23 protein-coding genes are annotated in these 26,207 nt (G+C 70.2%); 12 read left to right on the top strand and 11 right to left on the bottom strand.

Features of this window, described 5'->3' with window-relative positions; all coding sequences use genetic code 11:
- Positions 1 to 108: 108 nt before the first annotated feature.
- Positions 109 to 1,545 (bottom strand): type I glutamate--ammonia ligase, encoded by a 1,437-nt coding sequence (gene glnA / locus EL493_RS13005; protein ID WP_019046063.1) that lies wholly within the window; start codon positions 1,543 to 1,545, stop codon positions 109 to 111.
- Between the two features lie 251 nt (positions 1,546 to 1,796).
- On the opposite strand from glnA, the gene EL493_RS13000 reads away from it, so the two are divergent.
- A complete protein-coding gene (locus EL493_RS13000) occupies positions 1,797 to 2,252 on the top strand; it encodes an RDD family protein (RefSeq protein ID WP_019046062.1) in 456 nt (151 codons plus the stop codon).
- 73 nt (positions 2,253 to 2,325) lie between these two features.
- Here EL493_RS13000 and EL493_RS12995 read toward each other — a convergent pair whose 3' ends face one another.
- Positions 2,326 to 3,369, bottom strand: a complete 1,044-nt coding sequence (locus EL493_RS12995) for a saccharopine dehydrogenase family protein (RefSeq protein WP_019046061.1) — start codon at positions 3,367 to 3,369, stop codon at positions 2,326 to 2,328.
- A 112-nt stretch (positions 3,370 to 3,481) separates the two neighbouring features.
- On the opposite strand from EL493_RS12995, the gene EL493_RS12990 reads away from it, so the two are divergent.
- Positions 3,482 to 3,865 carry a YrdB family protein gene (locus EL493_RS12990; RefSeq protein ID WP_019046060.1) on the top strand — a complete coding sequence of 128 codons (384 nt, stop codon included), beginning with the start codon at positions 3,482 to 3,484 and terminating at the stop codon, positions 3,863 to 3,865.
- Positions 3,866 to 3,919: 54 nt separating this feature from the next.
- On the opposite strand, the gene EL493_RS12985 is transcribed toward EL493_RS12990, so the two are convergent.
- Positions 3,920 to 4,663 carry a DUF4191 domain-containing protein gene (locus EL493_RS12985; RefSeq protein WP_030202696.1) on the bottom strand — a complete coding sequence of 248 codons (744 nt, stop codon included), beginning with the start codon at positions 4,661 to 4,663 and terminating at the stop codon, positions 3,920 to 3,922.
- 119 nt (positions 4,664 to 4,782) lie between these two features.
- Between EL493_RS12985 and EL493_RS12980 the strand changes: the two genes are divergently transcribed.
- The 3 genes from EL493_RS12980 to EL493_RS12970 are packed head-to-tail and all read left to right on the top strand — an operon-like array spanning position 4,783 to position 7,526.
- The gene (locus EL493_RS12980; protein WP_019046058.1) at positions 4,783 to 6,204 is read left to right on the top strand and encodes a M20/M25/M40 family metallo-hydrolase; all 1,422 of its coding nucleotides are present in this window, start codon (positions 4,783 to 4,785) and stop codon (positions 6,202 to 6,204) included.
- Entirely contained in the window at positions 6,201 to 7,037 is an 837-nt protein-coding gene (locus EL493_RS12975) for an alpha/beta hydrolase (protein ID WP_019046057.1), read from the top strand. Before EL493_RS12980 ends, EL493_RS12975 begins: the two co-directional genes overlap by 4 nt.
- 24 nt (positions 7,038 to 7,061) lie before the next feature.
- Positions 7,062 to 7,526: a 6,7-dimethyl-8-ribityllumazine synthase gene (locus tag EL493_RS12970; protein WP_019046056.1), complete on the top strand. Its 465-nt coding sequence runs from the start codon at positions 7,062 to 7,064 to the stop codon at positions 7,524 to 7,526.
- A 1-nt stretch (position 7,527) separates the two neighbouring features.
- Here the strand turns inward: EL493_RS12970 and EL493_RS12965 are convergent, their stop codons facing one another.
- Positions 7,528 to 8,976, bottom strand: a complete 1,449-nt coding sequence (locus EL493_RS12965) for a neutral zinc metallopeptidase (protein ID WP_019046055.1) — start codon at positions 8,974 to 8,976, stop codon at positions 7,528 to 7,530.
- 75 nt (positions 8,977 to 9,051) lie between these two features.
- Positions 9,052 to 10,002 carry an endonuclease/exonuclease/phosphatase family protein gene (locus tag EL493_RS12960; protein WP_019046054.1) on the bottom strand — a complete coding sequence of 317 codons (951 nt, stop codon included), beginning with the start codon at positions 10,000 to 10,002 and terminating at the stop codon, positions 9,052 to 9,054.
- 95 nt (positions 10,003 to 10,097) lie between these two features.
- Here EL493_RS12960 and EL493_RS12955 point away from each other — a divergent pair, with 95 nt between their 5' ends.
- Both EL493_RS12955 and EL493_RS12950 read left to right on the top strand, forming a co-directional pair.
- Complete coding sequence (locus EL493_RS12955) at positions 10,098 to 10,382, top strand: hypothetical protein (protein WP_019046053.1); 285 nt, start codon at positions 10,098 to 10,100, stop codon at positions 10,380 to 10,382.
- A gap of 58 nt (positions 10,383 to 10,440) precedes the next feature.
- Positions 10,441 to 11,118 carry a phosphoribosylanthranilate isomerase gene (locus EL493_RS12950; RefSeq protein WP_019046052.1) on the top strand — a complete coding sequence of 226 codons (678 nt, stop codon included), beginning with the start codon at positions 10,441 to 10,443 and terminating at the stop codon, positions 11,116 to 11,118.
- A gap of 10 nt (positions 11,119 to 11,128) precedes the next feature.
- Here EL493_RS12950 and EL493_RS12945 read toward each other — a convergent pair whose 3' ends face one another.
- The 3 genes from EL493_RS12945 to EL493_RS12935 all read right to left on the bottom strand — a co-directional run bounded on the left by EL493_RS12945 (position 11,129) and on the right by EL493_RS12935 (position 16,257).
- Entirely contained in the window at positions 11,129 to 12,535 is a 1,407-nt protein-coding gene (locus EL493_RS12945; RefSeq protein ID WP_019046051.1) for a prenyltransferase/squalene oxidase repeat-containing protein, read from the bottom strand.
- 66 nt (positions 12,536 to 12,601) lie between these two features.
- Positions 12,602 to 15,121 (bottom strand): GmrSD restriction endonuclease domain-containing protein, encoded by a 2,520-nt coding sequence (locus EL493_RS33530; protein ID WP_019046050.1) that lies wholly within the window; start codon positions 15,119 to 15,121, stop codon positions 12,602 to 12,604.
- Between the two features lie 116 nt (positions 15,122 to 15,237).
- Positions 15,238 to 16,257, bottom strand: coding sequence for a hypothetical protein (locus tag EL493_RS12935; protein WP_019046049.1), 1,020 nt, complete (start codon positions 16,255 to 16,257; stop codon positions 15,238 to 15,240).
- Between the two features lie 199 nt (positions 16,258 to 16,456).
- Between EL493_RS12935 and EL493_RS12930 the strand changes: the two genes are divergently transcribed.
- Entirely contained in the window at positions 16,457 to 16,660 is a 204-nt protein-coding gene (locus EL493_RS12930) for a cold-shock protein (protein ID WP_019046048.1), read from the top strand.
- A 56-nt stretch (positions 16,661 to 16,716) separates the two neighbouring features.
- On the opposite strand, the gene EL493_RS12925 is transcribed toward EL493_RS12930, so the two are convergent.
- The 3 genes from EL493_RS12925 to EL493_RS12915 all read right to left on the bottom strand — a co-directional run bounded on the left by EL493_RS12925 (position 16,717) and on the right by EL493_RS12915 (position 22,780).
- Positions 16,717 to 19,728 (bottom strand): bifunctional [glutamine synthetase] adenylyltransferase/[glutamine synthetase]-adenylyl-L-tyrosine phosphorylase, encoded by a 3,012-nt coding sequence (locus EL493_RS12925; protein ID WP_019046047.1) that lies wholly within the window; start codon positions 19,726 to 19,728, stop codon positions 16,717 to 16,719.
- Between the two features lie 60 nt (positions 19,729 to 19,788).
- Positions 19,789 to 21,126, bottom strand: a complete 1,338-nt coding sequence (locus tag EL493_RS12920) for a glutamine synthetase family protein (RefSeq protein ID WP_019046046.1) — start codon at positions 21,124 to 21,126, stop codon at positions 19,789 to 19,791.
- 121 nt (positions 21,127 to 21,247) lie between these two features.
- The gene (locus EL493_RS12915) at positions 21,248 to 22,780 is read right to left on the bottom strand and encodes an alpha/beta hydrolase (RefSeq protein WP_022567269.1); all 1,533 of its coding nucleotides are present in this window, start codon (positions 22,778 to 22,780) and stop codon (positions 21,248 to 21,250) included.
- Positions 22,781 to 22,994: 214 nt separating this feature from the next.
- Between EL493_RS12915 and panB the strand changes: the two genes are divergently transcribed.
- From panB to EL493_RS12895, 4 genes are all read left to right on the top strand, one after another.
- The gene (gene panB / locus EL493_RS12910; protein ID WP_030202690.1) at positions 22,995 to 23,852 is read left to right on the top strand and encodes a 3-methyl-2-oxobutanoate hydroxymethyltransferase; all 858 of its coding nucleotides are present in this window, start codon (positions 22,995 to 22,997) and stop codon (positions 23,850 to 23,852) included.
- Between the two features lie 89 nt (positions 23,853 to 23,941).
- On the top strand, positions 23,942 to 24,370 hold the full coding sequence (locus EL493_RS33030; RefSeq protein ID WP_019046043.1) for a hypothetical protein: 429 nt from the start codon (positions 23,942 to 23,944) through the stop codon (positions 24,368 to 24,370).
- Positions 24,370 to 25,335: a prolyl aminopeptidase gene (gene pip, locus EL493_RS12900; protein WP_019046042.1), complete on the top strand. Its 966-nt coding sequence runs from the start codon at positions 24,370 to 24,372 to the stop codon at positions 25,333 to 25,335. The genes EL493_RS33030 and pip overlap by 1 nt, the downstream gene beginning before the upstream one ends.
- A 3-nt stretch (positions 25,336 to 25,338) precedes the next feature.
- Entirely contained in the window at positions 25,339 to 26,196 is an 858-nt protein-coding gene (locus EL493_RS12895; protein ID WP_019046041.1) for a CHAD domain-containing protein, read from the top strand.
- Positions 26,197 to 26,207 lie beyond the last annotated feature (11 nt).

Genomic DNA, 26,207 nt, shown 5'->3' with positions numbered 1-26,207 from the left:
GGTGAAGTGGTCGCGGAACGGATGGACTCGGGTACTGCAACTGCGGACGAACTGCGGACAGAGGACCGAGGTTAGGTGCTCAGCCGCAGGTCAAGCCGTCGAAACGACTTACACGTCGTAGTAGAGCTCGAACTCGTACGGGTGCGGGCGCAGGTTGACCGGCGCGATTTCGCTGTCGCGCTTGATCTGGATCCAGGTCTCGATGAGGTCCTCGGTGAAGACGTTGCCTTCGGTGAGGTAGTCGTGGTCCGCCTCGAGGCGGTCGATGACCGTGGCCAGGCTGGTGGGGGCCTGCGGGATGTTCTTGGCCTCCTCGGGCGGCAGCTCGTAGAGGTCCTTGTCGACCGGAGCCAGCGGCTCGATCTTGTTCTTGATGCCGTCCAGGCCGGCCATCATCATGGCGGCGAAGGCCAGGTACGGGTTGCCCGAGGAGTCCGGCGCGCGGAACTCGATGCGCTTGGCCTTCGGGTTGTTGCCGGTGACCGGGATGCGGACCGCGGCGGAGCGGTTGCGCTGCGAGTACACCAGGTTGATGGGGGCCTCGTAGCCCGGCACCAGGCGGTGGTACGAGTTGACGGTCGGGTTGGTGAACGCCAGCAGCGACGGGGCGTGGTGCAGGATGCCGCCGATGTAGTGACGCGCCAGATCCGAGAGGCCACCGTAGCCGGCCTCGTCGTGGAACAGCGGCTTGCCGTCCTTCCACAGCGACTGGTGCACGTGCATGCCCGAGCCGTTGTCACCGAAGAGCGGCTTCGGCATGAAGGTGACGGACTTGCCTTCCTGCCACGCGGTGTTCTTCACGATGTACTTGAACAGCTGCAGGTCGTCCGCGGCGGACAGCAGGGTGCCGAACTTGTAGTTGATCTCGGCCTGACCGGCGGTGCCGACCTCGTGGTGGCCGCGCTCGAGCTCGAAGCCCGCGTTCTGCAGGTTGGTCGAGATCTTGTCGCGCAGGTCGACGTAGTGGTCGTACGGGGCGACGGGGAAGTAGCCACCCTTGTTACGGACCTTGTAGCCCAGGTTGCGGCTGCCGTCCGGGTTGAACTCGTTGCCGGTGTTCCACGAACCCGAGACCGACTCGATCTCGTAGAACGAGCCGTTCATGCCCGAGCCGTAGCGGATGCCGTCGAAGATGTAGAACTCGGCCTCGGCACCGAAGTAGGCGGTGTCGGCGATGCCGGTCGAACGCAGGTACTCCTCCGCCTTGCGCGCGATGTTGCGCGGGTCGCGGGAGTAGGCCTCGCGGGTGAACGGGTCGTGCACGAAGAAGTTCAGGTTCAGGGTCTTCGCGGCACGGAACGGGTCGATCCGAGCGGTGCTGAAGTCGGGGAGCAGGAGCATGTCCGACTCGTCGATCGACTGGAAGCCACGCACCGAGGAGCCGTCGAACGCCAGACCCTCTTCGGCCAGGTCGGCGGTGAACGCCTTGGCCGGAATCGAGAAGTGCTGCTGGACGCCGGGCAGGTCGGAGAAGCGGATATCGACGTATTCGATGTCCTCTTCCTTGATGTACTGGATGACCTCTTCGGCCGTGCTGAACGTCACTTGTTCTCCTTACGGATCGGTTCCCAGCCAGTCACGATGCATGGGTTCGTCGCGACACGACGCTATGGACGCGGTGTTTCCCTACAGTCAAGGCTGTGTTTCGCCAGTGTTACGCGTGCCGGATTCGGGGTGATGTCTGCCATCCGGTCGCGAGCTGCATCGTAATCCTGCCATCCGCCGGGCGGCGCGGTGACGTGACCTCCACGAATGCGGTCGTGAGCGGGCGGTAGCTCGCCTCTATCCTGGAAGCCATGGCGCGTATCACCGGCACATGGCTCTCCGGCAATCCGGCGGAACCGGGCGACCCGGAAACATCCGGCTACCCCGGCGAGCTGTACGGGCTGCCGCGCGAGGGCGCCGGTTCGCTGGCGGCGACCTGGCGCCGGGTGGTGGCGTTGTTCATCGACTGGTTCATCGCGGTCGGGATCGCGGCGGTGATCACGCGCAGCTTCGCCTCGTCGTCGGTGCCGCTGCTGGTGTGGTTCGTGGTCGGCATCGCGGCGGTGACGCTGTTCGGGTTCACCCCGGGCCAGTACTTCATGAAGCTGCGGGTGATGCGGATCGACGCCCCGGTGGCGGTCGGGTTCGTCCGCGCGCTGGTGCGGCAGGTGCTGCTGGTGTTCGTGGTCCCGGCGCTGTTCACCGACGCCGACGGACGTGGCATGCACGACCGGGCGACCGGGACTGCGCTGGTCAACGCGCGCTGAGCGTGCGGGCTACCGCCGTCGAACATCCCGCGTTCGGCGCGGTCGGCTGCACGACCCGGTTCATGACCGAGGCTCAGAGCGCTCGGTTCTCGACCAAGCCGCCCGGGATGGTCGCCAGGAAGTCGGCGCCGAAAGCCTGGCTCGGTGTCCACGCGCCGGGCGGGACCGCGGGTTCCGACAGCAGCCGCTCGACCGCGGCCAGCGCGCTCGCCGCGGTGAAGTCGTAGGTGTTGGCCACGACCAAGCCGGCCGCGGCCACGTGCCCGTCGGGGGCGATGGCGCGGGCCCACAGTTCGCTGCGGGTATCGGCGCGCGCCGCGTCCGACGGACCGGAGATCACGGTCCGGACCGCGCCGGCGAGAGCCCAGCGGACGGGCCGGGGACTGAGGAGCAGACGCAGCGCCGGGTCGGCCAGGCCGGCCACACCACCCAGCGGCACGACGGTGAAGTCGGTGATGTTCGGGATACCGGTCGACCGGTACGCCGCGCTGATGTCGCCGAGCGGAACACTGTGCGCGACGACGGTTCCCCGCGTCGTCGGCACGCGGACCGAGCGATGCGACAGCGGCACCCCGGACAGTTTCCCGGCGCGCCGCACCAGACCGCCGCGGCCGGCGCTTTCCAACGCCGTCAGCAGGGTGCCCGCGCTGAATCCGCCACGGCTGATCAGCGCGATGTCCAGCTCGGTGGCCGTCGGCAGTTCGGCCGCCAAGCGGACCGCGAGGTGCTCGGTCGGCACGACATCGAAGCCGACGCCGGGCACGAGCGCGACCCCGGCGGCCACGGCCTGCTCGTGCCGGGCGTAGATGGACTCGAACACCTCGACCTCGCCGGTCAGGTCGACATAGTGGGTCCCGGTGCGCAGGCACGCGTCGACCATCGGCGCCGACGTGGCCGAGAACGGCCCCGCGCAGTGCGCGACCACGGTGACCTCGGCGAGCGCGGCATCCAGGGCCGCGGGGTCGTCCAGTCCGACGGTCCGGCTCGGTACCCCGAGCTCGGCGGCCAGCCGGGCGACAGCCGCGCAGGTGCGTCCGGCGAGAACGGGCCGGTGGCCTGCCGCCACCGCCGCGGCGGCCACCAGCGCGCCGGTATAACCGTTGGCTCCGTAGATCATCCAGGACACGGTTCCGACAATAGGCGCGGCAGGCGCGCGCCGCCGCGCGAACGGTTCCGGCGGATCGCCGAGCCGGCCGCGGAGTAGCAGACCCGCCGGTACGCTCCTGACGGTGTCACTGAATCCGGCCCTGCTGGCCGTGCGTTTCCTGCTCGAACTGATCGCCATCGCCTCGTTCGGCGTCTACGGCTGGCGGGTCGCCGACTCGCCCTGGCGATATCTGCTCGTCGTCGTGTTGCCCATCGTCGCCGCCGCGCTGTGGGGGACCTTCGCCGTCCCCGACGACCCGAGCCGCAGCGGTGCCGCGCCCGTGCCGGTGCCGGGTCCGGTGCGGCTGATCGTCGAGTTCGCGGTGCTGTTCGGCGGCGCCGCCGCGCTGTGGGGCGCGGGTCTGCCCCGGCTCGCGCTGATCTCCACGGCGGTGCTCGTGGGTTATCAGCTGCTCGCCTACGACCGGATCCTCTGGCTGCTCACCGGGCGCACACCGAACTCCTGAGACGACACGAGCCCGGCACCTGCGATCAGGTGCCGGGCTCGTGGAAACCGAGGCTCAGCGGCGACGGATCGCGCGCTGCATGCCCTTCATCTTGGCGCCGGGGGGCATCGGACCCTTCGGCATCGCGGGACCGCTGCGCGAGGACAGCGCCGAGAGCCTGCCCTCGATCTGGTCGATCCGCTTCACGTCGATATTGCGCGGCAGCTTGGTGAGGAACTTCTGCAGATCCTTGAGCGGGGTCTGGCCCTCGTCGTTGCCGACGATCACCTCGTAGATGGGGGTGTCACCGATCAGCCGGGCGGTGCGCTTCTTCTCCTGCGCGACCAGCGACTTCACCCGCTGCGGCGAGCCCTCGGCGACGAAGATCACGCCGGGCAGGCCGATGACGCGGTGCACCGCGTCGAGCTGGGTGGTGGCCGCGACGCCGTTGGCGACCCGCCACTTGCCCTGCAGGTTCTCCAGCACCCACGCGGCCGCGCCCGCCTGGCCCTCGGCCTTGCGGTAGACGTTCTTCTGCACACGCCGGCCGAAGATGATGAACGCGAACAGCACGCCCAGCAGCAGACCCAGCGGCAGCAGGAACCACTGCAGGTCGAAGATCAAACCGACGAGGAAGAACACCACCGTCGTGCCGACGAGCGCGCCGATCATCAGCGGCAGCAGCGCCTTGTCTTCCTTGCGCTGCATGTTGAACGCCTGCCACAGCTGCTGACGCCGTTCGCGTGATGCCTGCTTACGGGCCGCTTTAGCCGCGGCCTTGGCTTCCTTCGACGGCTTGCCGCCCTTGCCTCCTGCCATGGTGTTCAGCTTAGATGCCCGCTCGCGGACCCGTCTGACCGCATAAGGGTCCGACCCGAACACGGCGATTCGGACGCCTTCGCCGACACGGCGGCCGCGCACGGGCAAGAATGTCTGGGATGCGCCCGATCACCGAGAAACCGACCGGATCCCCCGTCACCGCGGGGGTCGACGACAAGGTCGCCGAGCGGCTGGCCGCGGCGCTGCGCTGCGCGACGGTCTCCACCGAGGACCCCGCCGTCACCGCCGACGCGGAGTTCGCCCGGCTGGCCGAGCACCTCGAGGCGTCGTTTCCCCGGGTCCACGCCGAGCTCGCCGTCACCACCTTCGGCCGCAGCAGGCTCTACCGCTGGGACGGCGCCGAACCCGGCCCGGTGTCGACGATCCTGCTGGCCCATCAGGACGTGGTCCCGGTCGACGATCCGCAGCGCTGGACCCACCCGCCCTTCGCCGGAGTCGTCGACGCCGAGTTCATCTGGGGACGCGGCGCGATCGACGACAAGAGCCGGGTGCTGGCCGTGCTCGAGGCGGTGGAATGGGCGCTCACGACCGGTCTCCGGCCGCGCCACACCGTGTACCTGGCCTTCGGTCACGACGAGGAGGTCTTCGGCGACGGCGGCGCGGTCCTGATGGCCGAGCACCTGCGCGCGGCCGGGGTGCGCGCCGACCTGCTGCTCGACGAGGGCGGGGTGATCACCGACGGCGTCGCCGACGGGGTCGACCGGCCGGTGGCCAGCATCATGCTCGGCGAGAAGGGCTATGCGACGGTGCGGCTCTCGGTCGCCGAGACCGGCGGGCACTCGTCGATGCCGGGCAGGCAGACCGCGGTGGGGCGACTCGCGCGCGCGGTGGCCCGGGTGCAGGACCACCCGATGCCGCTGCGGCTGACGCCGGTGATCGCCGACATGCTGGCCCGCATGCGGGTGGCGCTGCCCGAACCGCGCCGCAGGCTGCTCGAATTCACCGACACCCGCGGGCTCGGCGCGCTGGCCGGGCCGCTGGTCGCCCGGATCCTGGCCACCGGCCCCACCACCGAGGCGCTGGTCCGCACGACCACGGCGCCGACGGTGATCAAGGGCGGGGTGAAGGCCAATGTGCTGCCGCAGAGCGCCGAGGCGCTGGTGAATTTCCGGATCCTGCCCGGTGATTCGGTGTCGGCGGTGCTCGCGCACTGCCGCCGGGTGATCCGCGATATCGGCGTGGCCGTCGACCTCGTCGGGCCCGCGTCCGAACCGTCGCGGGTCACCGGGCCGGGACCGGCCTACGACCTGATCGCCGAGCTGGCCTCCGACATCGTGCCCGGCATCGTCACCACGACCGGGCTGGTGCCGGGCGCGACCGACTCCCGCCACTACGACGGCCTGGCCACGACCCGCTGTAACTTCGCCCCGATCGTGCTCACCGCGGCCGACCTGGAGCGGATCCACGGAACCGACGAGCGGATCTCCCGGCTCAACTACGCTCGGCTGATCGAGTTCAACCGGCGACTGCTCACGCGGCTCGCGGTGGCGCCCGGCGACGACGAAGGAGCGCAGCGATGACGACGGACACGGGCGAATTCGCCGGCAACGGCGGCCGGATCGCCTGGCGCGCATGGGAACCCGAGGGTCCGGCGCGCGCGGTGGTGGCGCTGGTGCACGGTGTGGCCGAGCATTCGGGACGCTACGAGTACGTCGGTGACACCCTGGCCGCCCAGGGGTTCGCGGTGTACGCGCTCGACCACGTCGGGCACGGCCTGTCCGAGGGCGCGGCGGCCAATATCGGCTCGCTGCACGCCGCCGCCGACAATGTGGCCGCGCTGCTCGACCTCGCCGCCGCCGCCCACCCGGGCGTCCCCCGCTTCCTGCTCGGCCATTCGATGGGCAGTCTGGTGGTGCTGCACCTGGCGACCCGCGGGCCCGTCGACGTCAGCGGCATCGTGCTGTCGGCGCCGCCGCTGGACATCCCGATCGGTAACCCGGTGCAGCGGCTGGCCGCCCCGCTGCTCACCCGCATCGCCCCGAATCTCGGGGTGCTGACGCTGGATTCGTCGACGATCAGCCGCGACCCCGCGGTGGTGCGGGCCTACGACGAGGACCCGCTGGTGTTCCGCGGCAAGTTGCCCGCGCGCACCGCGGTGGAGATCCTGCAGCACACCGCCCTGGTGAAGCAGCGTCTCGGCAAGCTGACCGCGCCCCTGCTGGTGCTGCACGGCACCGCCGACACCATCGCCGCGCCCTCGAGCACCGACCTGATCGAGCGCGCGGCGGGCTCGACCGACCTGACCGTGCGGCGCTACGCGGGGCTCTATCACGAGGTGTTCAACGAGCCCGAGCGCGATCAGGTCCTCGGCGACGTCGTCGCCTGGCTCTCCGGGCATGTTACCGACGAGTAGCTTATGAGCTAGTAGACTCCGCCCATGGGAACCACGTCTACCGGCGCCGTCGCCTTCATCCGCGCCAGCTGGCACAGCTCCATCGTCAACAAGGCTCACGAGGGCTTCCTCGCCGAGTACGCCGGACTCGGGTTCGACCCGGCCGCCGTCGAGGTGTTCGACGTCCCCGGCGCCTTCGAAATCCCACTGCACGCGCAGCGCCTGGCCCGCACCGGCCGCTACGAGGCGATCGTCGCGGCCGCGCTGGTGGTCGACGGCGGCATCTACCGCCACGACTTCGTCGCCTCCGCGGTGATCGACGGCCTGATGCGCGTCCAGCTCGACACCGACGTCCCGGTGTTCTCGGTGGTGCTCACCCCGCACCACTTCCACGAGCACAGCGAGCACGTCGACTACTACACCAACCACTTCGTGACAAAGGGAGCCGAGGCCGCCCGCGCAGTGGCGAACACCCTCAGCTCCCTCCGATCCCTGCCCGTGGCGCCCTGAGCTACTTGAACTGGGTCAGGCAGGCCGACTCGCCCTTCAGCACGCCGGTGCGGAAGGCCTCCAGGCGCTGGTAGCCGCTGGCCACCACCTTGCCGTTGACGTCGGCGGCCGCGAGGCCGTCGGCGAGCAGGCCGGACACGGCCTCGTCGAGGTCGCCGGCCGACAGGCGCGGATCACTGCTGGGCTCACTGAGTTTCGTGGTCAGCGCGCCGGACAGGCACGCGGTGCGCAGGCCCGCCGACTCGGCTCCGGTCAGCGACAGCTTGCGATCCTGCTGGACGGCCAGCGCGTAGCGCGACACGAAGACCACCGCCGCGTTGTAGTCACCGGTGACGACTGCCGACAGCGGTTCCTCCTTACCGTTGGCACCCTCGCCCGCGCGCTTGGCCATGGCGGGCACGTCGGTGCCGATGGTGTTGCTGCCCGGGCAGTACGACACCGGCTCGGTGGTGGCGGTCGACGCGCAGTTGCGCACCACGCCGTTGTAGTCGAACTTCGGCGCGTTCTTCACCGGCATCGACTTCTGCAGCTGGGTGGCCAGGTTGCTCAGGTTCTCCTTGTCCACCGGCAGCTGCAGATCGCGCTCGTTCTCCTGGAAGGTGACCGGCAGGCCCTCGCGGCGCTTCTCGATCTCGTCCTTGTTGATGTTCTTGCAGGACCCGGCGCCGTCGGTGTAACCCATCTGCACCGCGGTGACGCGTTCGAAGGCCGAACCGTGCACGGCGTCGGGGTCGTTGGGGTCACGGTCGCGCACGGCGACGGTCGCGCCGAGCACGCCGTTGAGGCCGTCGGTGGTGTTGAGGGTGAAGTGCTTGGACTTGCCCTCCGCGACATGGCGCAGGAAGACCCCGGCCAGGCAGTCGGCCTGCTGCTCCTTCACCAGCGCGTCGGTGAGGAAGCCGCGCAGCAGATCGGCCTGGGACTGGATGGCGTGGCCGTACTCGTGGGCCAGCACCATCACCACCGACATCTCCTTGTACTTGTCGACCAGCAGCGGCAGCAGGACCGAACGGTCCCAGCCGATGGTGTGGTCGAGCGGGCAGTACGCGGCGTTGACCAGCTTGTAGGTGCTGGACTTGCAGAACTGCACCGACTCGGACTCCGGCGCCTTCGCCGACCAGGAGATGTACTTCGAGGCGGGCTTGAAGTTGCCCCGGAAGGTCTTGGAATACTCGGTCTGCCAATACTCTTCGATATCGGCGATGGCGTTGAGCGCGAGCTTGTCGATCTTGCCGTTGTCGCCGTTGTCCGCCTTCTTGTCGGTGTCGGGCACGCCCGGCCTGGACCCGCTGGGACCGGTGCTCGACGACGCGCCTGCCACCTCCCACGGGTTGTCGATGGTGGGCATCGCCTGGTCGCTGGCGACGGTCGTCGCCGAGCAACCGGATACGAGCATCCCGATGCTCACCATGGCCGCCGCCGCGGCCATGCCGAAGCGCTGTCTGATCATCCGCTGTTCCTCCCCAAGGAATGACACGGACGCCGAGCGGTCCGATGTCGAGCGCTCACATGGTAATCGACGCCGTCAACCCTGCATCCGGACCGTCGCCAGCATCGCGCGATGATCGCTGCCGGGAATGGTGAGTGTGCGCACCTTTTCGGCCACCCCGCCGGCGACGAGGATGTGGTCGATCCCGATCACCGGTCCCCACCGGCGATCCGCGGGAAAGGTGAGCAGCACGCCGTCGCCGGTCTGTTCGGCCGCTGCCTGGAACGGCCCGTCGAGCAGCGCGCGATAGGCCGAATGGTTCTGCGTGGCATTGAAATCCGCGCCCACGATGGCGGGCGCGCTGGCTGCGGCGAGGATCTCGTCGACCCGGCGCAGCTCGGCCGACCACGCGCCGAAGTCGATGTTCGGCGGGATCGGATGGAAGGCGAACACCGCGATCGGGCCGCGCTGCGGGTGCTCCATCGTGGCGGAGATGTTGCTCATGATGAAGCCGTCGTATTTCTTGTTGTCGCGCAACGGGTATCGGCTGTAGATGCCCGTGCCGCCACCACCCGAACGGGCCGGTTCGAGGTAGAAGTGCGGCAGCCGTTCCTCCAGGCCGGCCGCCCGCAGCCGCACGATCGAGTCGTCGGTCAGTTCCTCGACGGTGAGCACGTCTACGTCGTTGTCGCGCACGGTGGCGACCACGGCACCGGCATCGGCCTGCCCGAACAGCAGGTTCGACTGCAGCACAACCAGTTCCGGCCCTTCGGCGGCCGCCGCCTCGGGAACGTAGGACGGCAACACCAGCCACAGCACCCCGGCCAGCACCACCCCGGCGGCCACCGCGCTGCGCCAGCCGCGCGCCAGCAGCACGAGCACCAGCCCGACGATCGCGCCGAGCATCAGCCACATCGCCCCCGAGGCCAGTAGCACCATCGATTCCCGCTGCCAATCCCCCAGGTGTAAGACGATCCCGGTCACCGCCGCGATCAGTGCGCCCCACCCCAGGACCAGCAACACCCGGTCCATCCATTTCCGCATCATGCGGCTCAGCCTAGGCGGGCCTGGATCGGGCCCCACTGTGACGCTTCTGAGGATTCTCTGAGGGGCCTACACTGGCGCTGCCGAAGGAGGTACCCGTGTACATCGAAGAATTCACGGCCGCAGGACCCCTCACCGAAGACGCCGTCGAGGCCCTGACCAGCCTGGGCCTGCGCTACACCTCGGCGCTGACCCTCACCGTCGCCGACCGGACCGTGCAGCTCCCGGTCCTGCCGGTCTGCTGGACCGAGCTGCCCATCCGCGCGGGCACCCCCGTCACCGTCGAAGCCGCGCGCGGCCACCGGCCAGCCGATCTCGAGGACCGCACAGCCCTGCGCGACTTCGTCGACACGTTCCAGCGGACCACCGGCGCACCGGCCTGAACCACGCCGCCCGGCCAAGTCCCGGCAGCGGATCCGGTACGGCGGTATCGTTCCCCGGGTGACGGTCCGGACGAAGATCTGCGGCATCCGGTCGGAACACGACCTGCGACTGGCGGTCCAGGCAGGGGCCGACGCGGTCGGATTCCTGTGTGGCCTGACCCATTTCAGCGAAGACGGGCTGGGCATCGACGACGCGAAACACATCGCGGACCAGGTGCCACCGTTCGTCAACAAAGTCCTGGTGACCCATCGCGAAGAGGCGGTCGCCATCCTCGACCTGGCCGAGCGAGTCGGCGTCGACACCATCCAGGTGCACGGGCTGGTCACGCCGCAGACGATGAAGCAGGTCAGGGACGGCGCGGGACGGCGCACCATCGTCAAGGCCGTACACGTCACGGGCGAACACTCTGTCGAGGAGGCCAAGGCCGCCGCCGCGCACTGCGACGCCGTCCTGCTCGATTCCCGGACCACCGACCGGCTGGGCGGCACCGGGTGCGTGCACGACTGGACGATCAGCGCCAGGATCGTCGCCGAGCTGTCCCGGCTCGACTGCCCGGTCGTGCTCGCCGGTGGTCTGAACGCCCGCAATGTCGCCGCGGCGATCGAGCGGGTCCGCCCGTTCGCCGTCGACGTCAACAGCGGCGTCGAGGACCCCGACGGCACCAAGTCGCTCGCCGAGTGCCGCGCCTTCGTGCGGGCGGCCCGCTATCCGGCGGATCGATCGTCGCTGCCGTAGCCCGCGTGGCTCAGGACGACAGCATGAAGGTGATCACCGGGATCGCGATGGCCGTGAGCGTGGTGAAGACCCCGGCGTAGATCCGCGCCGAGGGGACCGCGGGCAGGCGGGTGATCAGCGCGATGTAGGCGCCGATCGCCAGCACCGCCATGCCCCAGATGAGCAGGGCCCGCATCCCGGCCTTGTTCTGGGCGGTGGTGAAGGCGATCGACATCAGCATGATCGTGGCCCCGGCCGCGCCGGTCAGCAGGGCGAACAGCGAGCCCGCGTAGCTGTTGAGCACCACACCGTGCCTGCCCCAGCCGACGATCCGGCGCCCGTCGGTGTGGTGCCTGCCGTCGGTGCGGCAGAACAGGTCGAGGGCTTCGCCCGGATTGATGTGGGTGAGCAGCGCGCGCTGGGTGGCGACCATGGCTTCGAGCGCGATGGTCGTCGCGTAGGAGGCGAACGGGCCGTGCCGGGAGGTGCGGAATCCGCCGGTGCGTACGTGGGCCTGGGCGGTCTCCTGCAGATCGAGCAGTTCGATCAGCGACTCGCGCAGTACCGGGTCGAGCACCGCCTTCGGTTCGGCCGTCGCGACGGCGGCCACGGCCAGATGCAGGCCGAGGTGCCGCCAGCTGTGCAGCAGCGGCCCGCGTGCGAAGGTCTCCTCTTCGACCCGGTCGCCGCCTCCGCGCAACAACCCCAGCAGGGTCCGCACACCGGATGAGACGACCCGCCGGGCCCGGCGGCCGCCCAGCGCCGCGCATTCGGGCAGCGACAGCACGGAGACGATCAGCGCCGTGGACGCCATCGCCGGTCCCTCGAACGCATCCTCCCGATAGGCCCGCACCAGGAAGCCGACCCCGGACCGGACACACGCGGCGGAGGCTTCGTCGGTGGGCGTCACAGCGGCCAGCGCGTGCAGGACCGCCGTGGTGACGGTGATCGATTCGGTGTCCGGGTCGGTCGCACCGGAGAATCCCCAGCCGCCCGATTCACTGTTCTGGGTGGCGCGCAGCTGCCGCGCGGCGCGTTCCACATCCGGATCGTCGTGCGGGACGCCGAGCACCAGCAGGGCGCGCAGCCGCCACGCGGTGTCGATCGGCTCGTCGAACTCCCAGGGCTGGGTGCCGTGCCGCACCGACCGCCGCCGCAACAGGGTGATCACCTCGTCGGCGCGGGGCAGGACCTCCCGGACGGTGGGCGGCTGCTCCTCGGTATGTGGCAGCACTCCCCCTGTGGGCGAGGCCATTTCACCGGCGCGGGGTCCCAGCGAGCACACCGCGTGCACGGCGCAGACGACCTCGGCGGTGTTCTGCGGGTTCGGCGGGACATCGTCCACCCAGCCCCACCCCGCGCCGCCCTGACCGTCCGACTTCTGGGTGCGCTCGAGCCAGCGCACGGCCAGATCGATGCGTGTTCTCAGGTCGACCATGCTGCCCCCGCCCTCCGCGCACGCTGTCGCGCGGCGTTGCCGCCGAGGATACGCGGGCCGGGGCGGCTACAGCGGCAATCCCGCTTCGATCCAGTTGTAGGCCTGGATCTTTCGGGAGGCGGGGTCGTTGACGACCTGGTTGATGAGGTCGTTGATCTGGTCGGTGGACAGGGGGTAGCCGTAGTGTTCGGCGGCGCCGGCGGAGGCCCAGAGGGAGGCGAAGAGGCCGGGGCCGCCGAAGAGGTGGGACAGGGCGGTGGCGACCTCGTCGACGACCTCGAGGACGCCGTGCACCATGGCGATGGCGATGTCCTCGTCGGTGGGGGTGGCGCCGGGGGCGAGTGCGCCGGATTCGACGGCGCGGCGGGCCAGCCAGTCGTAGGGCACCAGCGGATTCGGGCCGATGGCGTCGCCCAGGTAGTAGCGCCACTCGCCCGGATTGCCCTGGTCGAAGGCGTGGATGTAGAAGGTGCGGGTGAGCGCCCACAGAGCGATGTAGCGCAGGGCGACCTGTTCGGGTTCGAGGACGACCGCGTCGGGACCCTCGGCGCGGTCGCGTTCGAGCTGGTTCCAGGCGTAGCGGAACCACACCTGCTCGGAATTGCCGACCCAGGTGGCGGGCAGGCGGTCGGCCAGCGCGGCCATATCGGCGGCGGGGCCGTAGAGCCCGGTGTCGCCGGAGACCTCCACGCGCAGATTGTCGACGTAGCCGCGCAGCGCGTCGACGGAGGTGAACACGGCGTAGCCGAGCTGGGCCAGCCGGGTCAGGTCGGCGTTGGCCGGTTCGAGCACCAGCACCACCGGCATGCCGACGCCGGGTTGCAGGCCCTCGGGCCAGAACGCCTCGGCGACGGCGAGTTCGCGGCCGGTGACCGGGTCGGACACCTCGCTGTCGAGCAGCGGGAAACCGAAACCGTCGGCGACCAGGTCGTCGACCAGCGCGTTCACCTGATCCACCGCCGGGTCACCCAGGGTCGCCCCGGCCACGCCGACGGTGAGCAGCGTGGGCCGGTGCAGCTTGCCGGTGCGCAGCTTCTCCAGGAACGCGTCGGCCGCGGTGGACAGCAGCAGCCGGCGCGCGCGCAGGAATTCGCGGTAGTTCTCCACCCGCCACAGTGCCGGATCGGTCGGAATCCATTGTGAGGCGAGCACTCCCGGGTTCCGGCGCTCCACCTCGGCGAGGTAGTCGGCCGGTTCGCGTTCGCCGAGTTCGGCTTCCGAGCCTGGGCTGAGGAAGCAGAAGTTGGCGATGGCGTTGATCTCGTTACGCTCGTAGCCCGCGTCGCGCAGCGTGGTCTTCGGGAACAGGTAGTGCACCTGCACCGGCGTGCGCTCGCCGAACTGCTCGATGCCCAGTTCGGAGCCGGTGCCCAGGTCGCGGGACCCGTCGACGCGGGTGAGCAGGTACAGCAGCGGGTAGAACCGGGAACCCCGGGTGGCGCCGCCGAAATCGTCGGCGCACAGGTCGAGCGAACCGCCGCGCAGCCGTTCCAGCGAACCGATCAGGGCATTGATGCCGCCGCGCTCGAGGGTTTCGTAGTCCTGTTGCAGGAAAGCCTCGGTGGAGCCGCTGAACCGGCCCCACAGCGCGGAGTGGATGTACCAGTACAGCGCCCGGTCGCGGTGCAGGTCGTCGTCGAAGCGGCCCCCGTTGAGGAACAGCAGGCGGGTGAGCACCGGAATCGCGTAGCGCCCCATCAGGACCCGGTCGTGATCGAGGCCGAGACGGCCCGCGACCGTGTCGAGGAAGGTGTCGACCTGGGTGGCGGTGGCACTGAGCGCCTGCTCGAACTCGGCGGGTGAGAGATCGCCGAGCGCGTCGAAGTGCGCGCGGCCGTTGCCGACGGCGATCACATTGCGCAGCAACCAGTCCAGGGTGAAGGTGTAGCCCTCCTTGTCCCAGCGGATCAGGTGGTCGCGCAGATTGCCGCGGGCCTGTGGCCACTGCGCGCACAGCGTCGCCAGCGCCAGGTCGCCCTTGGACAGCTTGGTGCCGCCGGAGTTGACCCGGTTGAAGATGTCGACGACCTCGTCGACGGTCCGGTCCGACCCGGTGATGGTCTCGACGTTGAATTCGCGATGGGTGATCTCGCGCAGCTTGTTCAGCCGGTCCAGATAGACCGCGAGGGTGTCCGGCGCGACATCGGTGAAGCGGGGCAGGTAGTGCACCGGGCCCTGGGCGAACAGTTCGGTGACGTCGATCCAGGTGGGCGCGGTGTCGCGGCCGGGCACCTGGAACTCGAAAACCTCACGGTCGACGTCGAAGTGGAGTCCGGTGAAGGCCACCGCGTCGCCCTCGAAGAAAGACGGCGCGCGCCCGCGCAGGATGCCGTAGAGGGTGGTGATGCGTTGCTGCCCGTCGAGCAGCAGCTGCCGCAGACCCGAGCCACCGCCGCCCGGGCCGCGCACCGCGATGTCCTCGGAACCGGTCTCCCACACCAGCAGCCCGCCGACCGGGTACCCGAGGTACAGCGACCGCATCAGCCCGCGCACCTGGTCCCGGTTCCACACGTACCCGCGCTGGAATTCGGGCAGCAGCACCGCGCCGGAGTCGATCTGGTCGAGCAGGGAGGACAGACGTGTCACGGCAGCCTTTCGATCGCGATCCGGTAGCGCAGGCGCTCCATCGTTGCACGGATCGTACCGACAAACACCGACGCGCCAGCGGCCGAACAGGACTCGCGTTCGCCGGGGGTGCGCTGCTACTCGCCGGTCACCGCCGCGCGGAACGCCTCGGAGGCGTAGAAGGGCGCCAGCCTGCGCCGGATCACCGTGTCGAGATAGCCACGCTCGTCGAGTTTTCCGAGCACCGAGGGACCGAAGCGCAGGGCTTCCTCGACCAGGTCGGCGCGCCCGATGCCGAGTTCGGCGAGCAGGTCGGCCAGCGGGGTGTCGCCGTATTTGTCGAAGACGTGGTCGATGCCCTCGTCGAGCAGCGCGTGGAAATAGTCGGTGTCGCGGAAGGTGCGCCAGAACTCGAAGGTGAGCACGACGGCGTCTTCCACGTCGTTGGCCGAGACCAGTTCGCGGAACGAGCCGATCGAGTCGTTGGTGTGCTTGCGCCAGGTCTCGCGGGCCGCGTCGAGCAGCACGTCGTCGGCGTCGTCGCGATTGCCGCGCAGGACGAAGCGGGCGCCCGTGCGGGTGAGCCTGCCGACGCCGTTCTCGATCGCGGGCAGCGCCGGCTCGGCCAGCCGGGCCAGCGCCCCGCGCAGCGTGTGCGCCAGGCCGCCGCCGTCGGCGTGCCTGCCGTCGTCGACGGCGGTGACCACCGCGCGCTGGACGGCCTCGACGCAGGCGTCGACCGTCACCGGGCTGTTGAGGACCAGCCGGACCAGCCGGTGCGAGACCTCCATGTCGGCCACCGCCGAGACCAGTTCGTCGAACCGGCGGTTGTCCACCACCTCGCCGACCGGGATCTCGTCCTGGGCGCGGTGGTTGTACAGGCGGGCGGCGATCTCGCCGACGAGTTCGGGGATGGCGCCCTCGACCGGGATCTGCACCGCGTACTTGTGCGCGACGTCCTTGATCTGCTCGCGGGTGACGGCCTCGGCCAGGGTCAGTTCGGCGGCCTCGGCGAGCAGGCCGTCGACCTCGTCGTCGACGAGCTCGCGGAAGCCGGCCGAGGTCAGCAGCTGATCCTTGGTGAAGGCCACATGCGCGTCGAGCACCCGCAGTGCCAGATCGACGTGTCCCCCGTGCCCCTCGTTGGTCTCACCCATGCGCCCAGCGTGACATACCGCGCGCGGATCCGTGATCTCGGCGCTCCGCGACCCGCGACAGGCCGCAGACTCCGCCCAGATCGCCGTGTGACGAGGCCGTCGGCACAGTTTGCCGGAGAGTATGGCATACTTGCCTACTGAGACTGGGCTGATCACAGAGATCGCCATGGCTCATCGACGGAAAAGACTTGCAAAAATCATGACTCAAGGCACTGTCAAGTGGTTCAACGGCGAGAAGGGCTTCGGCTTCATCGCCCAAGACGGAGGCGGCCCCGACGTCTTCGTGCATTACTCGGCCATCAGCGGCTCCGGCTTCAAGTCCCTCGACGAGGGTCAGCGGGTGGAGTTCGAGGTCGGTCAGGGCCAGAAGGGCCCTCAGGCTCAGGACGTCCGCGCCATCTGATTCCGGCGTGAACGAGAAAGGCCCCGCACTTGAAGTGCGGGGCCTTTCTCGTGCGCTCAGCCCCCGAACACCCGCTCGACCACCGCCTTGGCGCGACGGGTGATGCGCATGTAGTTGTCGAGGAATTCGCTGCCGTCGTCGGTGGGCCAGCCCGCCACCCGCGCGACCGCCGATAGTAGACGCCCAGGGCCGGGCAGCTGATCGGTCGGCTTGCCCTTCACCAGGACGAGGGCGTTGCGCGCGGCCGTGGCGGTGATCCACGATTCCCGCAACAGCGCGACGTCGTCGGGCTCGAGGATGCCCTCGGCCTCGATCACGTCCAGCGACTGCAGGGTCGAGGTGTTGTGCAGGGCCGGCACCTCGTGCGCGTGCCGCAGTTGCAGCAGTTGCACGGTCCATTCGATGTCGGCGAGACCGCCGCGGCCCAGTTTGGTGTGCGTAGCCGGGTTGGCGCCGCGCGGCAGGCGCTCGGCGTCGACCCGCGCCTTGATCCGGCGGATCTCCCGGACCGCCTCGGCCGACACGCCACCCGCCGGATACCGGATCGGGTCGATGACGTGCAGGAATCGCAACCCGAGATCCTGGTCGCCCGCCACCTGGTGCGCGCGCAGCAGCGCCTGCACCTCCCACGGCTGGGCCCACTGGTCGTAGTAGGCCTGATAGGCCGCCAGGGTCCGGACCAGCGCGCCGTTGCGGCCCTCCGGGCGCAGGCCCGCGTCGACCTGCAGTGGCGGGTCGGTGCTCGGCGCCCCGAGCAGGCGCTGGACCTTCTCCGCGATCCCGATCGCCCACTTCACCGCGGTGGTCTCGTCCTCGCCGGGGCGTGGATCGCAGACGAACAGCACGTCGGCGTCGGAACCGTAGCCCAGTTCCATGCCACCGAGCCTGCCCATGCCGATCACCGCGAAGTCGGCGGGCGCCGGTGCGCCGCGCTCGGCCTCCGAGGCCCGGATGACCGCCTGCAACGACGCCTCGAGCACGGCCACCCACACCGAGGACAGCGCCGCGCACACCTGCGGGACGTCGAGCATGCCCAGCAGGTCGGCCGAGGCGACGCGGGCCAGTTCGTGCCTGCGCAGCGAGCGGGCCGCCGCGACGGCGCGCGCCGGATCGTCGTAGCGGGCCGCGGCGGTCTGGATGCCGCGGGCCACGTCCTCTGGCTGCGGTCCGAGCAGCTGCGGGCCCGCGGGGCCGTCGGCGTACATCCGGATCGTCTCGGGGGCGTTGATCAGCAGATCGGGCAGGTACTCCGAGGAGCCGAGCACGATCATCAGCCGCTGCGCGATGGCGCCCTCGTCGCGCAGTTCGCGCAGGAACCAGATCTGGTCGTCGAGGCCCTCCGACACCCGGCGATACGCGAGCAGGCCCGCGTCGGGATTCGGGGTGTCGCCGAGCCATTCGAGCAGCGTCGGCAGCAGCAGCGCCTGGATGCGGCCCTTGCGCGAGACGCCGCCGGTGAGCGCCTTGAGATGGCCCAGCGCGTTGGCGGGCGCGGCGTAGCCGAGGGCGGCGAGCTGGCGAACGGCGGCGTCGGGGCTCAGCCGCAGCGCGTCGGAGTCGAGCCGGGCCACCGACTCGAGCAGCGGCCGGTAGAACAGCTTGCCGTGCAGCCGCCGCACCCGCAGCGAGTTGCGCCGGATCTCGGTCTCCAGCACGCCCACCGCGTCCTGCCTGCCGTCGGGCCGGATGTGGGCGGCGCGCGCGAGCCAGCGCATGCCCTCCTCGTCGTCGGCCGCGGGCAGGGTGTGGGTGCGCTTGAGTCGCTGCAGTTGCAGCCGGTGTTCGAGCAGGCGCAGGAACTCGTACGAGGCGGTGAGATTGGCGGCGTCCTCGCGGCCGACATAGCCGCCCGCGGCCAGTGCCGTCAGCGCCTCGACGGTGTTGGTGGCGTGCAGCGAGTCGTCGACCCGCCCGTGCACCAATTGCAGCAGCTGCACGGCGAATTCGACATCGCGCAGGCTGCCCGCGCCGAGTTTGAGTTCGCGCTCGCGCAGGTCGGCGGGGACCAGGTCCTCCACCCGGCGGCGCATGGCCTGTACGTCGGCGACGAAGTCGGGACGCTCCGAGGCGGCCCAGACCATCGGCATCAGGGCGTCGCGGTACTGCTGCCCGAGTTCGAGGTCGCCGGTCATCGGCCGGTTCTTCAGCAGGGCCTGGAACTCCCAGGTGCGGGCCCAGCGCTTGTAGTAGGCCAGATGGGAATCGAGGGTGCGCACCAGCGCGCCGGCTTTGCCTTCGGGGCGCAGCGCCGCGTCGACCTCGAAGAACGCCGAACTCGCGACGCTCATCATCTCCGCGGCCAGCCGGGTGGCGGTGGCGTCGGCCGGTTCGGCGACGAACACCACGTCGACATCGCTGACGTAGTTCAGTTCGCGCGCACCGCATTTGCCCATCGCGATCACCGCGAGACGCACCGGCACCGGGCCGGTCTTGCAGACCCGCGCCACGGCCACGGCCAGCGCCGCGGTGAGCGCCGCGTCGGCAAGATCCGACAGGTGCCTGCCCACCACCTGATACGGCGGCACCGGCTCGTTCTCGACGGTGGAGGCCAGGTCGACCGCGGCCAGCAGCATGAGCTGATCGCGATAGCGGCTGCGCAGCAGGGCGATCGCCTCCGGGCCCGCGATCTCGGCCCGGTACAGCATCGGGCCCGCGTTGGGTCCGGTCTCGGGTGTGGCCTCGACCGCGTCGAGCAGGTCGGCGATCAGCTCGTCGCGCTCGGGAAGCCGGGTGGCGCGCAACAGCTTCCACGCGGCGGGCGTGGCGACCAGGTGATCACCGAAGGCGGTGGAGGACCCGAGCAGACCGAACAGCCTGCCGCGCAACATGGTGTCGGCACGGATCGCCGAATCCAGTTCGGCCCAATCGTTTCCGAGCGACTCACGCAGCCGGACCAGGGTCGACAGCGCCAGATCGGCGTCGGGCGAGCGGGACAGCGCCCACAGCACCGGGACGCCGTCGACGTTGTCCCAGCCGAGCTGGTGCAGGGATGCCGCCGCGGCGGGCTCTAGCAAGCCGAGCCTGCCGACGCCGGGAACAGCGGAGCGGGCAGTCGGGGGCCGGACCATGCCCTAAAAGTACATGGTCCGCGCATCGACCGCGTTACGTCCTGCGCGCCGGACGCGGTGTCACAGGCTGAGGTATTCCTTCAGCTCCCACGGCGTCACCTGGCTGCGGTAGTCGGCCCACTCCCGGCGCTTGTTGCGCAGGAAGAAGTCGAACACGTGCTCGCCCAGCGTCTCGGCCACCAGCTCCGAGCGTTCCATCGCCTGCAGCGCCTCGTCGAGGGTGCCGGGCAGCGAGCGGAAGCCCATGGCGCGGCGCTCGGCGTCGGTCAGCGACCACACGTCGTCCTCGGCCTCGGGCGGCAGCGTGTAGCCCTTCTCGATGCCGCGCAGACCGGCCGCGAGCAGCACCGCGAAGGTCAGGTACGGGTTGCAGGCCGAATCGGGGCTGCGGATCTCGACGCGCCGCGAGGACGCCTTGTTCGGCGTGTACATCGGCACGCGCACCAGCGCCGACCGGTTGGACCGGCCCCAGGAGCCCGCCGTCGGAGCCTCGCCGCCGTGGATCAGGCGCTTGTAGGAGTTCACCCACTGGTTACTGATCGCGCTGATCTCCGGGGCGTGCTCGAGGATGCCGGCGATGAACGAGCGCGCCGTCGCGGACAGGTTGTCCGGGTCGTCGGGATCGGCGAAGGCGTTGGACTCGCCCTCGAACAGGCTCATGTGCGTGTGCATGGCCGAGCCCGGGTACTGCGCGAACGGCTTGGGCATGAACGTGGCGCGCACGCCCTCGTCGATCGCGACCTCCTTGATGAGGTAGCGGAAGGTCATCACGTTGTCGGCCATCGACAGCGCGTCGGCGTAGCGCAGGTCGATCTCCTGCTGGCCGGGGGCGCCCTCGTGGTGGCTGAACTCCACCGAGATGCCCATCGACTCGAGCGCGTCGATGGCGTGGCGGCGGAAGTTCGGGGCCGAGTCGTGCACGGCCTGGTCGAAGAAGCCGCCGTTGTCGGCGGGCACCGGCTCGCCGTTCTTGAGGCCGTTCTCCAGCAGGAAGAACTCGATCTCGGGGTGCACGTAGCAGCTGAAGCCCACGTCGGCGGCCTTGTTGAGCTGACGCCGCAGCACGTGGCGCGGGTCGGCCCAGGACGGCGAGCCGTCGGGCATGGTGATGTCGCAGAACATGCGGGCCGAGTGCTGATGTCCCTTGGAGGTGGACCAGGGCAGCACCTGGAAGGTCGACGGATCGGGCCGCGCGACCATGTCCGCCTCGGACACGCGCGCGAAGCCCTCGATGGCCGAACCGTCGAAGCCGATGCCTTCCTCGAAGGCGCCTTCGAGCTCGGCGGGCGCGATGGCGACGGACTTCAGATAGCCCAGCACGTCGGTGAACCAGAGCCGTACGAAGCGGATGTCCCGCTCTTCGAGCGTCCGCAGCACGAATTCCTTCTGGCGATCCATACCGGCGAGCGTAAGCACCTGGCGTTAAATCCGTGTTACATACGGACTCGCTTTTGCTATTCGATCACCGAGTTCGCACTTCTCACCGGCCACGACGGGGCGTGGTGAACCACGCGACAGCTCAGCAGGTGAGCCCGGACCCGGGCGCGGCGAGGTCCACCAGGTAGCTGATCACCGCGTCGTCGAGGCACCGATCGCCCGCGACCAGCGCCGCGGTGTGCCGGTTGCCGCGGAAGGTGATCAGGTCCGCGCCCAGCTGGGCGGCCAGGTCGACGCCTGCCTGGTACGGCGTCGCCGGATCGTCGGTGGTGGAGACGACGACCGTGGTCGGCAGGCCGGGCGCCGACACCCGGTGCGGGGTACTGGTGTTGGGCACCGGCCAGGCGGCGCACAGCTCCAGCGGCGCGGCGCCGGTGCCCCGGCCGTCGTCGAGGAAGGGCGCGGCCCTGCGGTATTCGGCGTCCTGGCGGGCCACGACGGCGGGATCGGTGATGCGCGGGTCGTCGACGCAGCGGATCGCGTTGAAGGCGTCCTGGGTGTTGGCGTAGGTGCCGTCCTCGCGGCGGCCGTCGTAGAGGTCGGCCAGTTGCAGCAGGGTGTCGCCGCGGCCGGCACGCAGCTCGGTCAGGCCCTCGGTGAGCACCTGCCACAGGTCGTCGCTGTAGAGGGCCTGCTGCACGCCGGTGATCGCGTCGCCGTAGGACAGCCCGCGCGGGTCGGTGGTCGCGGCGGGGGTGGCCGCGAGCGGGTCGACCAGCGCGCGGAACCGGGCGACGAACTGCGCCGGATCGGTCCCGAGCGGGCAGTCGGCGCTCTTGGCGCAGTCGGCGGCGTAGGCGTCGAACACGCCCTGGAAGCCGGCCGCCTGGCGCAGCGACTCCTGCACCGGGTCCTGCGAGGAGTCGACCGCGCCGTCCAGGACCATGGCCCGCACGTTCAGCGGGAACTTCTCGGCGTAGGCCGACCCGAGCCGGGTGCCGTAGGAGTAGCCCAGGTAGCTCAGCTTCTCGTCGCCCAGGGCCGAGCGCAGCACGTCCATGTCCTGGATCACCTCGCGGGTGCCGACATGGGCGAGCAGGTCGGTGCCGCTGCGTTCGGCACAGCGGTCGGCGTACTGCTTGTTGTCGGCCTCGGCCGCGGCGATGCCTGCGGGGGTGTTGTCGAGCGGGGGTTCGGCGCGTTCGGCGTCGGCCTGCTGCGGGGTCAGGCAGGAGATCGCGGGCACCGACGAGCCGACGCCGCGCGGATCGAACCCGACCCGGTCGAACCGCTCGGCCAGCTCGGTGCGGTTGCCGACGGTGACCATCGACAGCCCCGAGACGCCGGGACCGCCGGGGTTCAGCAGCAGCGAGCCGATCTTCTCGCCGGTCGCCGGGATCCGCGAGAGCGCGATCTGGGCGGTGGCGCCCTCCGGGTTCGCGTAGTCGACGGGCACGGTGACCCGGGCGCACTCGGTCTTGGGCGGCAGCCGGTCCTCGGGGCTGCCGAAGCCCTCGCACGAACCCCAGTCGACCTGCTGCTGATAGAACTTCTCCAGGCCCGCAGGCGCGGGGGGCCACTGCGCGTACGGCGTGCCGCTCTCGGTGGCGCTACAGCCGGACAACACCAGCGCGCCGAGAGCGCCCAGGAGCACGACGAACCTGCCACGCTGCACGGTGGGCCCACCTTTCCGCGCCGTCCGGCGCACAACACGATGCGCCCGAATCGGTCCGACCTGGGCTCGCCATCACGGTAGCCGAATACCGGCTGTGACCGATCACACCGGCGTCCGCCCTTAAACCGGCTCGGCCCGGGGTGGCACACTGGATGCGTCAGAAACACCCGGGGACCCGCTACGGGCCTCGAGGAACCAGACGAAAGGGACGATGATGTCCGTATCCGATGAGCAGACCCCTGCCTACGGTGCCGCTCCCGCCGCTGTCGACAAGCCCCGCCGCAAGACCCGCGTCCAGCATCTGCAGCAGATGAAGGCCGAGGGCGAGCGCTGGTCGATGCTGACGGCCTACGACTACTCCTCCGCGCGCCTCTTCGAGGAAGCCGGCATTCCAGTCCTGCTGGTCGGCGATTCCGCCGCCAACGTGGTGTACGGCTACGACACCACCGTGCCGATCACCGTCGACGAGCTGATCCCGCTGGTGCGCGGCGTGGTCCGCGGCGCGCCGCACGCGCTGGTCGTCGCCGACCTGCCGTTCGGCACCTACGAGTCCTCCCCGCAGCAGGCGCTGGCCACCGCCACCCGCTTCATGAAGGAGGGCGGCGCGCACGCGGTGAAGCTCGAGGGCGGCGAACGCGTCGCCGAGCAGATCGCGCTGATCACCGCGGCCGGCATCCCGGTGATGGCGCACATCGGGTTCACCCCGCAGAGCGTCAACACCCTGGGCGGGTTCCGCGTGCAGGGCCGCGGCGACGGGGCCGAGCAGCTCGTCGCCGACGCGATCGCCGTGCAGGAGGCCGGGGCGTTCTCGGTGGTCATGGAGATGGTGCCCGCCGAGCTGGCCGGGCAGGTCACCCACAAGCTGACCATCCCGACCATCGGTATCGGCGCCGGCGCCGACTGCGATGCCCAGGTGCTGGTCTGGCAGGACATGGCCGGCTACACCAGCGGCAAGACCGCCAAGTTCGTCAAGCGCTTCGGCAACGTCGGCGACGAGCTGCGCTCGGCCGCCGCCGCGTACGCCGACGAGGTGCGCCAGGGCACGTTCCCCGGCCCCGAGCACAGCTTCTGACGACCGATCCGGCGCACTGAGGCGTCGGCGGCGATGCGGGGGAAGTGGCAGACTCGATGCCGACACAGTCGACACGAGTAGAGGTACCGATGCCGCATCGCCGTTGGAAGACCCGCCCCGCACTGCTGGTGGCGGGCGCGCTCGCCGTCGCGGGCCTGACCGCTTGCGGCACTACCGAACCCACGGCGACCCCCACCTCCGCTCCCGCCACGACACCGGCGACCACCACCGCCGCGACGCCGGGCGCCCTGGTGATCAGCGACGCCGCCGCAGGCCAGCTGTGCGACCTGATCCGGCCCGAGCTGTCGAACTTCCGGGTGCAGGGCCCGACGCTGGGCCGGTTCGCGCTGAACACGATGGTGCACGAGTGGGCGCTGCGCAACGGCGGGATCAACGCCCAGGTGCTCGCCGACAAGGCGATCGTCGACCGGGTCACCACCGGCGCCTGCGCCGATGTGCGCACCGAGGCGCTGACCGCCCTCGAACTGCCCACTCTCGCCGCCGGATTGGCGTTCTGATGCGCACCCTCTACCCGCCGATCGAGCCGTTCCAGCACGGCCTGCTCGACGTCGGCGACGGCCAGCGGATGTACTGGGAGGTCAGCGGCAACCCGGCGGGCAAGCCGGTGGTGTTCGTGCACGGCGGGCCCGGTGGCGGTACCGGTCCGCTGCAACGGCGCTTCTTCGATCCGGCCGTCTACCGCATCGTGCTGTTCGATCAGCGCGGCTGTGGACAGTCGGTGCCGCACATCGCCGACGGCGCGAGCCTGGACGTGAACACCACCAAACACTTGATCGCCGACATGGAGCTGCTGCGTGAGCATCTCGGCATCGAGCGGTGGCAGGTGTTCGGCGGGTCCTGGGGTTCCACACTCGGCCTGGCCTACGCGCAGGCGCACCCCGCGCGGGTGACCGAGCTGGTACTGCGCGGCATCTTCCTGTTGCGGCGCAAGGAGATCGACTGGTACTACAACGGCGCCGCAGGCAACGTCTACCCGGCCGAGTGGGCGAAATTCCTCGCGCGCGTGCCGGTTTCCGAGCGTGGCGAGGACCTCGTCGAGGTGTATCACCGGCTGCTGCACTCCCCCGATCCGCAGGTGGCGCTCGATGCCGCCGTCGCCTGGTCGACGTGGGAAGGGGCGACGAGTTCGCTGCTGCCGCAACCGGATCGGGTCGCCGAGACCGGCGAGGCGCGGTTCGCACTCGCCTTCGCGCGGATCGAGAATCACTATTTCCGGCACGGCGGATTCCTCGACGAGGGACAGTTGCTGCGGGACATGGACCGGATCGCCGACATCCCCGGCGTGATCGTGCAGGGGCGCCACGACATCGTGTGCCCCGCCGTGAGCGCCTGGGACCTGCACCACGCCTGGCCGTCCTCGACCCTGCACATCGTCGAGGACGCCGGGCACACCGCGCACGAGCCGGGCATCACCCACCACCTGGTCGAGGCGACCGACGCGTTCGGGAAACGGGGAGGCTGAATCATGGCGCGCAAGGCCGGAAAAGCCGTCGTCGCGGCACTGCGCGAGGACATCGACCGGCTGCTCGCGGCCGAACCCGACGTGCGCGCCGACGCCGACGACTCGATCCACCAGATGCGGGTGGCCACCCGGCGGTTGCGCAGCGTGCTGCGCTCCTACCGCGACCTGTTCGACCACGACGCCGCCACCGACACCGTGACGGAACTGAAGTGGCTGGCCGAGCTGCTCGGCGTCGCCCGCGACGCGGAGGTGCGCGGCGAACGCTTCGCCGAGCTGCTGGCCGGCTATGACGACGTGCCCGCCGAGGTCACCGCGGCACTCGTCGACGCGGCGCGCGGCGCCTACGCCGAGGCGCACACCGCCGTCGTCACCGAGCTCGACCGCGACCGCTATCAGGCACTGGCCGAGACGCTGGTGGCCTGGCGCACCGGGCCACCGCTCGCGCGCGCCCTGGCCAAGGCCGACGCGAGCGCGGTGTTCAACCGCGTCCTGCGCCGCGACCACAAGCGGCTGCGCAAGCTGGTCTTCGCCGAACCGCGGGCCACCCCGGCCGACCGGGTGGAGCTGCTGCACGACATCCGCAAGGGCGCCAAGCGGTTGCGCTATTCCTGTGAAGCGGCGGGCGAGGTGCTCGGCGCCGATGCCACCGATCTCGGCGCCAGGGCCAAACGCCTGCAGAGCGTCCTGGGCGACCACCGCGACGCCGTGGAATCCCGCGAGGCCATCCTCGCGGCCGCCGCGGGCGCCCACGGCGCCGCCGCGACCGTCTACGAGCTCCTCGCCGACACCGAGGAAGCCGCCGCGGGCCGGGCCATCGCCCACTACCCCGCCGCCGCGGCGTTCGTCTCCGTCGCCGACTGAGCGGCGGTCAC

The sequence above is a fragment of the Nocardia asteroides genome, from assembly GCF_900637185.1.
Taxonomy (GTDB): Bacteria; Actinomycetota; Actinomycetes; order Mycobacteriales; family Mycobacteriaceae; genus Nocardia; species Nocardia asteroides.
Note: the sequence above shows the minus strand (reverse complement) of the source record. Positions and strands in the feature narration are given on the sequence as shown.

Bases quoted from the DNA above. Each gene is read 5' to 3' on its own strand.
- EL493_RS12980 (WP_019046058.1), top strand. From the start codon at position 4,783: ATGCGCCCGATCACCGAGAAACCGACCGGATCCCCCGTCACCGCGGGG.
- EL493_RS12970 (WP_019046056.1), top strand. From the start codon at position 7,062: ATGGGAACCACGTCTACCGGCGCCGTCGCCTTCATCCGCGCCAGCTGG.
- pip (WP_019046042.1), top strand. From the start codon at position 24,370: ATGCGCACCCTCTACCCGCCGATCGAGCCGTTCCAGCACGGCCTGCTC.
- EL493_RS12945 (WP_019046051.1), bottom strand. From the start codon at position 12,535: ATGGTCGACCTGAGAACACGCATCGATCTGGCCGTGCGCTGGCTCGAG.
- EL493_RS12975 (WP_019046057.1), top strand. From the start codon at position 6,201: ATGACGACGGACACGGGCGAATTCGCCGGCAACGGCGGCCGGATCGCC.
- EL493_RS12960 (WP_019046054.1), bottom strand. From the start codon at position 10,002: ATGATGCGGAAATGGATGGACCGGGTGTTGCTGGTCCTGGGGTGGGGC.
- EL493_RS12935 (WP_019046049.1), bottom strand. From the start codon at position 16,257: ATGGGTGAGACCAACGAGGGGCACGGGGGACACGTCGATCTGGCACTG.
- EL493_RS12995 (WP_019046061.1), bottom strand. From the start codon at position 3,369: ATGATCTACGGAGCCAACGGTTATACCGGCGCGCTGGTGGCCGCCGCG.
- EL493_RS12930 (WP_019046048.1), top strand. From the start codon at position 16,457: ATGACTCAAGGCACTGTCAAGTGGTTCAACGGCGAGAAGGGCTTCGGC.
- EL493_RS12925 (WP_019046047.1), bottom strand. From the start codon at position 19,728: ATGGTCCGGCCCCCGACTGCCCGCTCCGCTGTTCCCGGCGTCGGCAGG.
- EL493_RS33030 (WP_019046043.1), top strand. From the start codon at position 23,942: ATGCCGCATCGCCGTTGGAAGACCCGCCCCGCACTGCTGGTGGCGGGC.
- EL493_RS12965 (WP_019046055.1), bottom strand. From the start codon at position 8,976: ATGATCAGACAGCGCTTCGGCATGGCCGCGGCGGCGGCCATGGTGAGC.
- EL493_RS13000 (WP_019046062.1), top strand. From the start codon at position 1,797: ATGGCGCGTATCACCGGCACATGGCTCTCCGGCAATCCGGCGGAACCG.
- EL493_RS12920 (WP_019046046.1), bottom strand. From the start codon at position 21,126: ATGGATCGCCAGAAGGAATTCGTGCTGCGGACGCTCGAAGAGCGGGAC.
- panB (WP_030202690.1), top strand. From the start codon at position 22,995: ATGTCCGTATCCGATGAGCAGACCCCTGCCTACGGTGCCGCTCCCGCC.
- EL493_RS12895 (WP_019046041.1), top strand. From the start codon at position 25,339: ATGGCGCGCAAGGCCGGAAAAGCCGTCGTCGCGGCACTGCGCGAGGAC.
- EL493_RS12985 (WP_030202696.1), bottom strand. From the start codon at position 4,663: ATGGCAGGAGGCAAGGGCGGCAAGCCGTCGAAGGAAGCCAAGGCCGCG.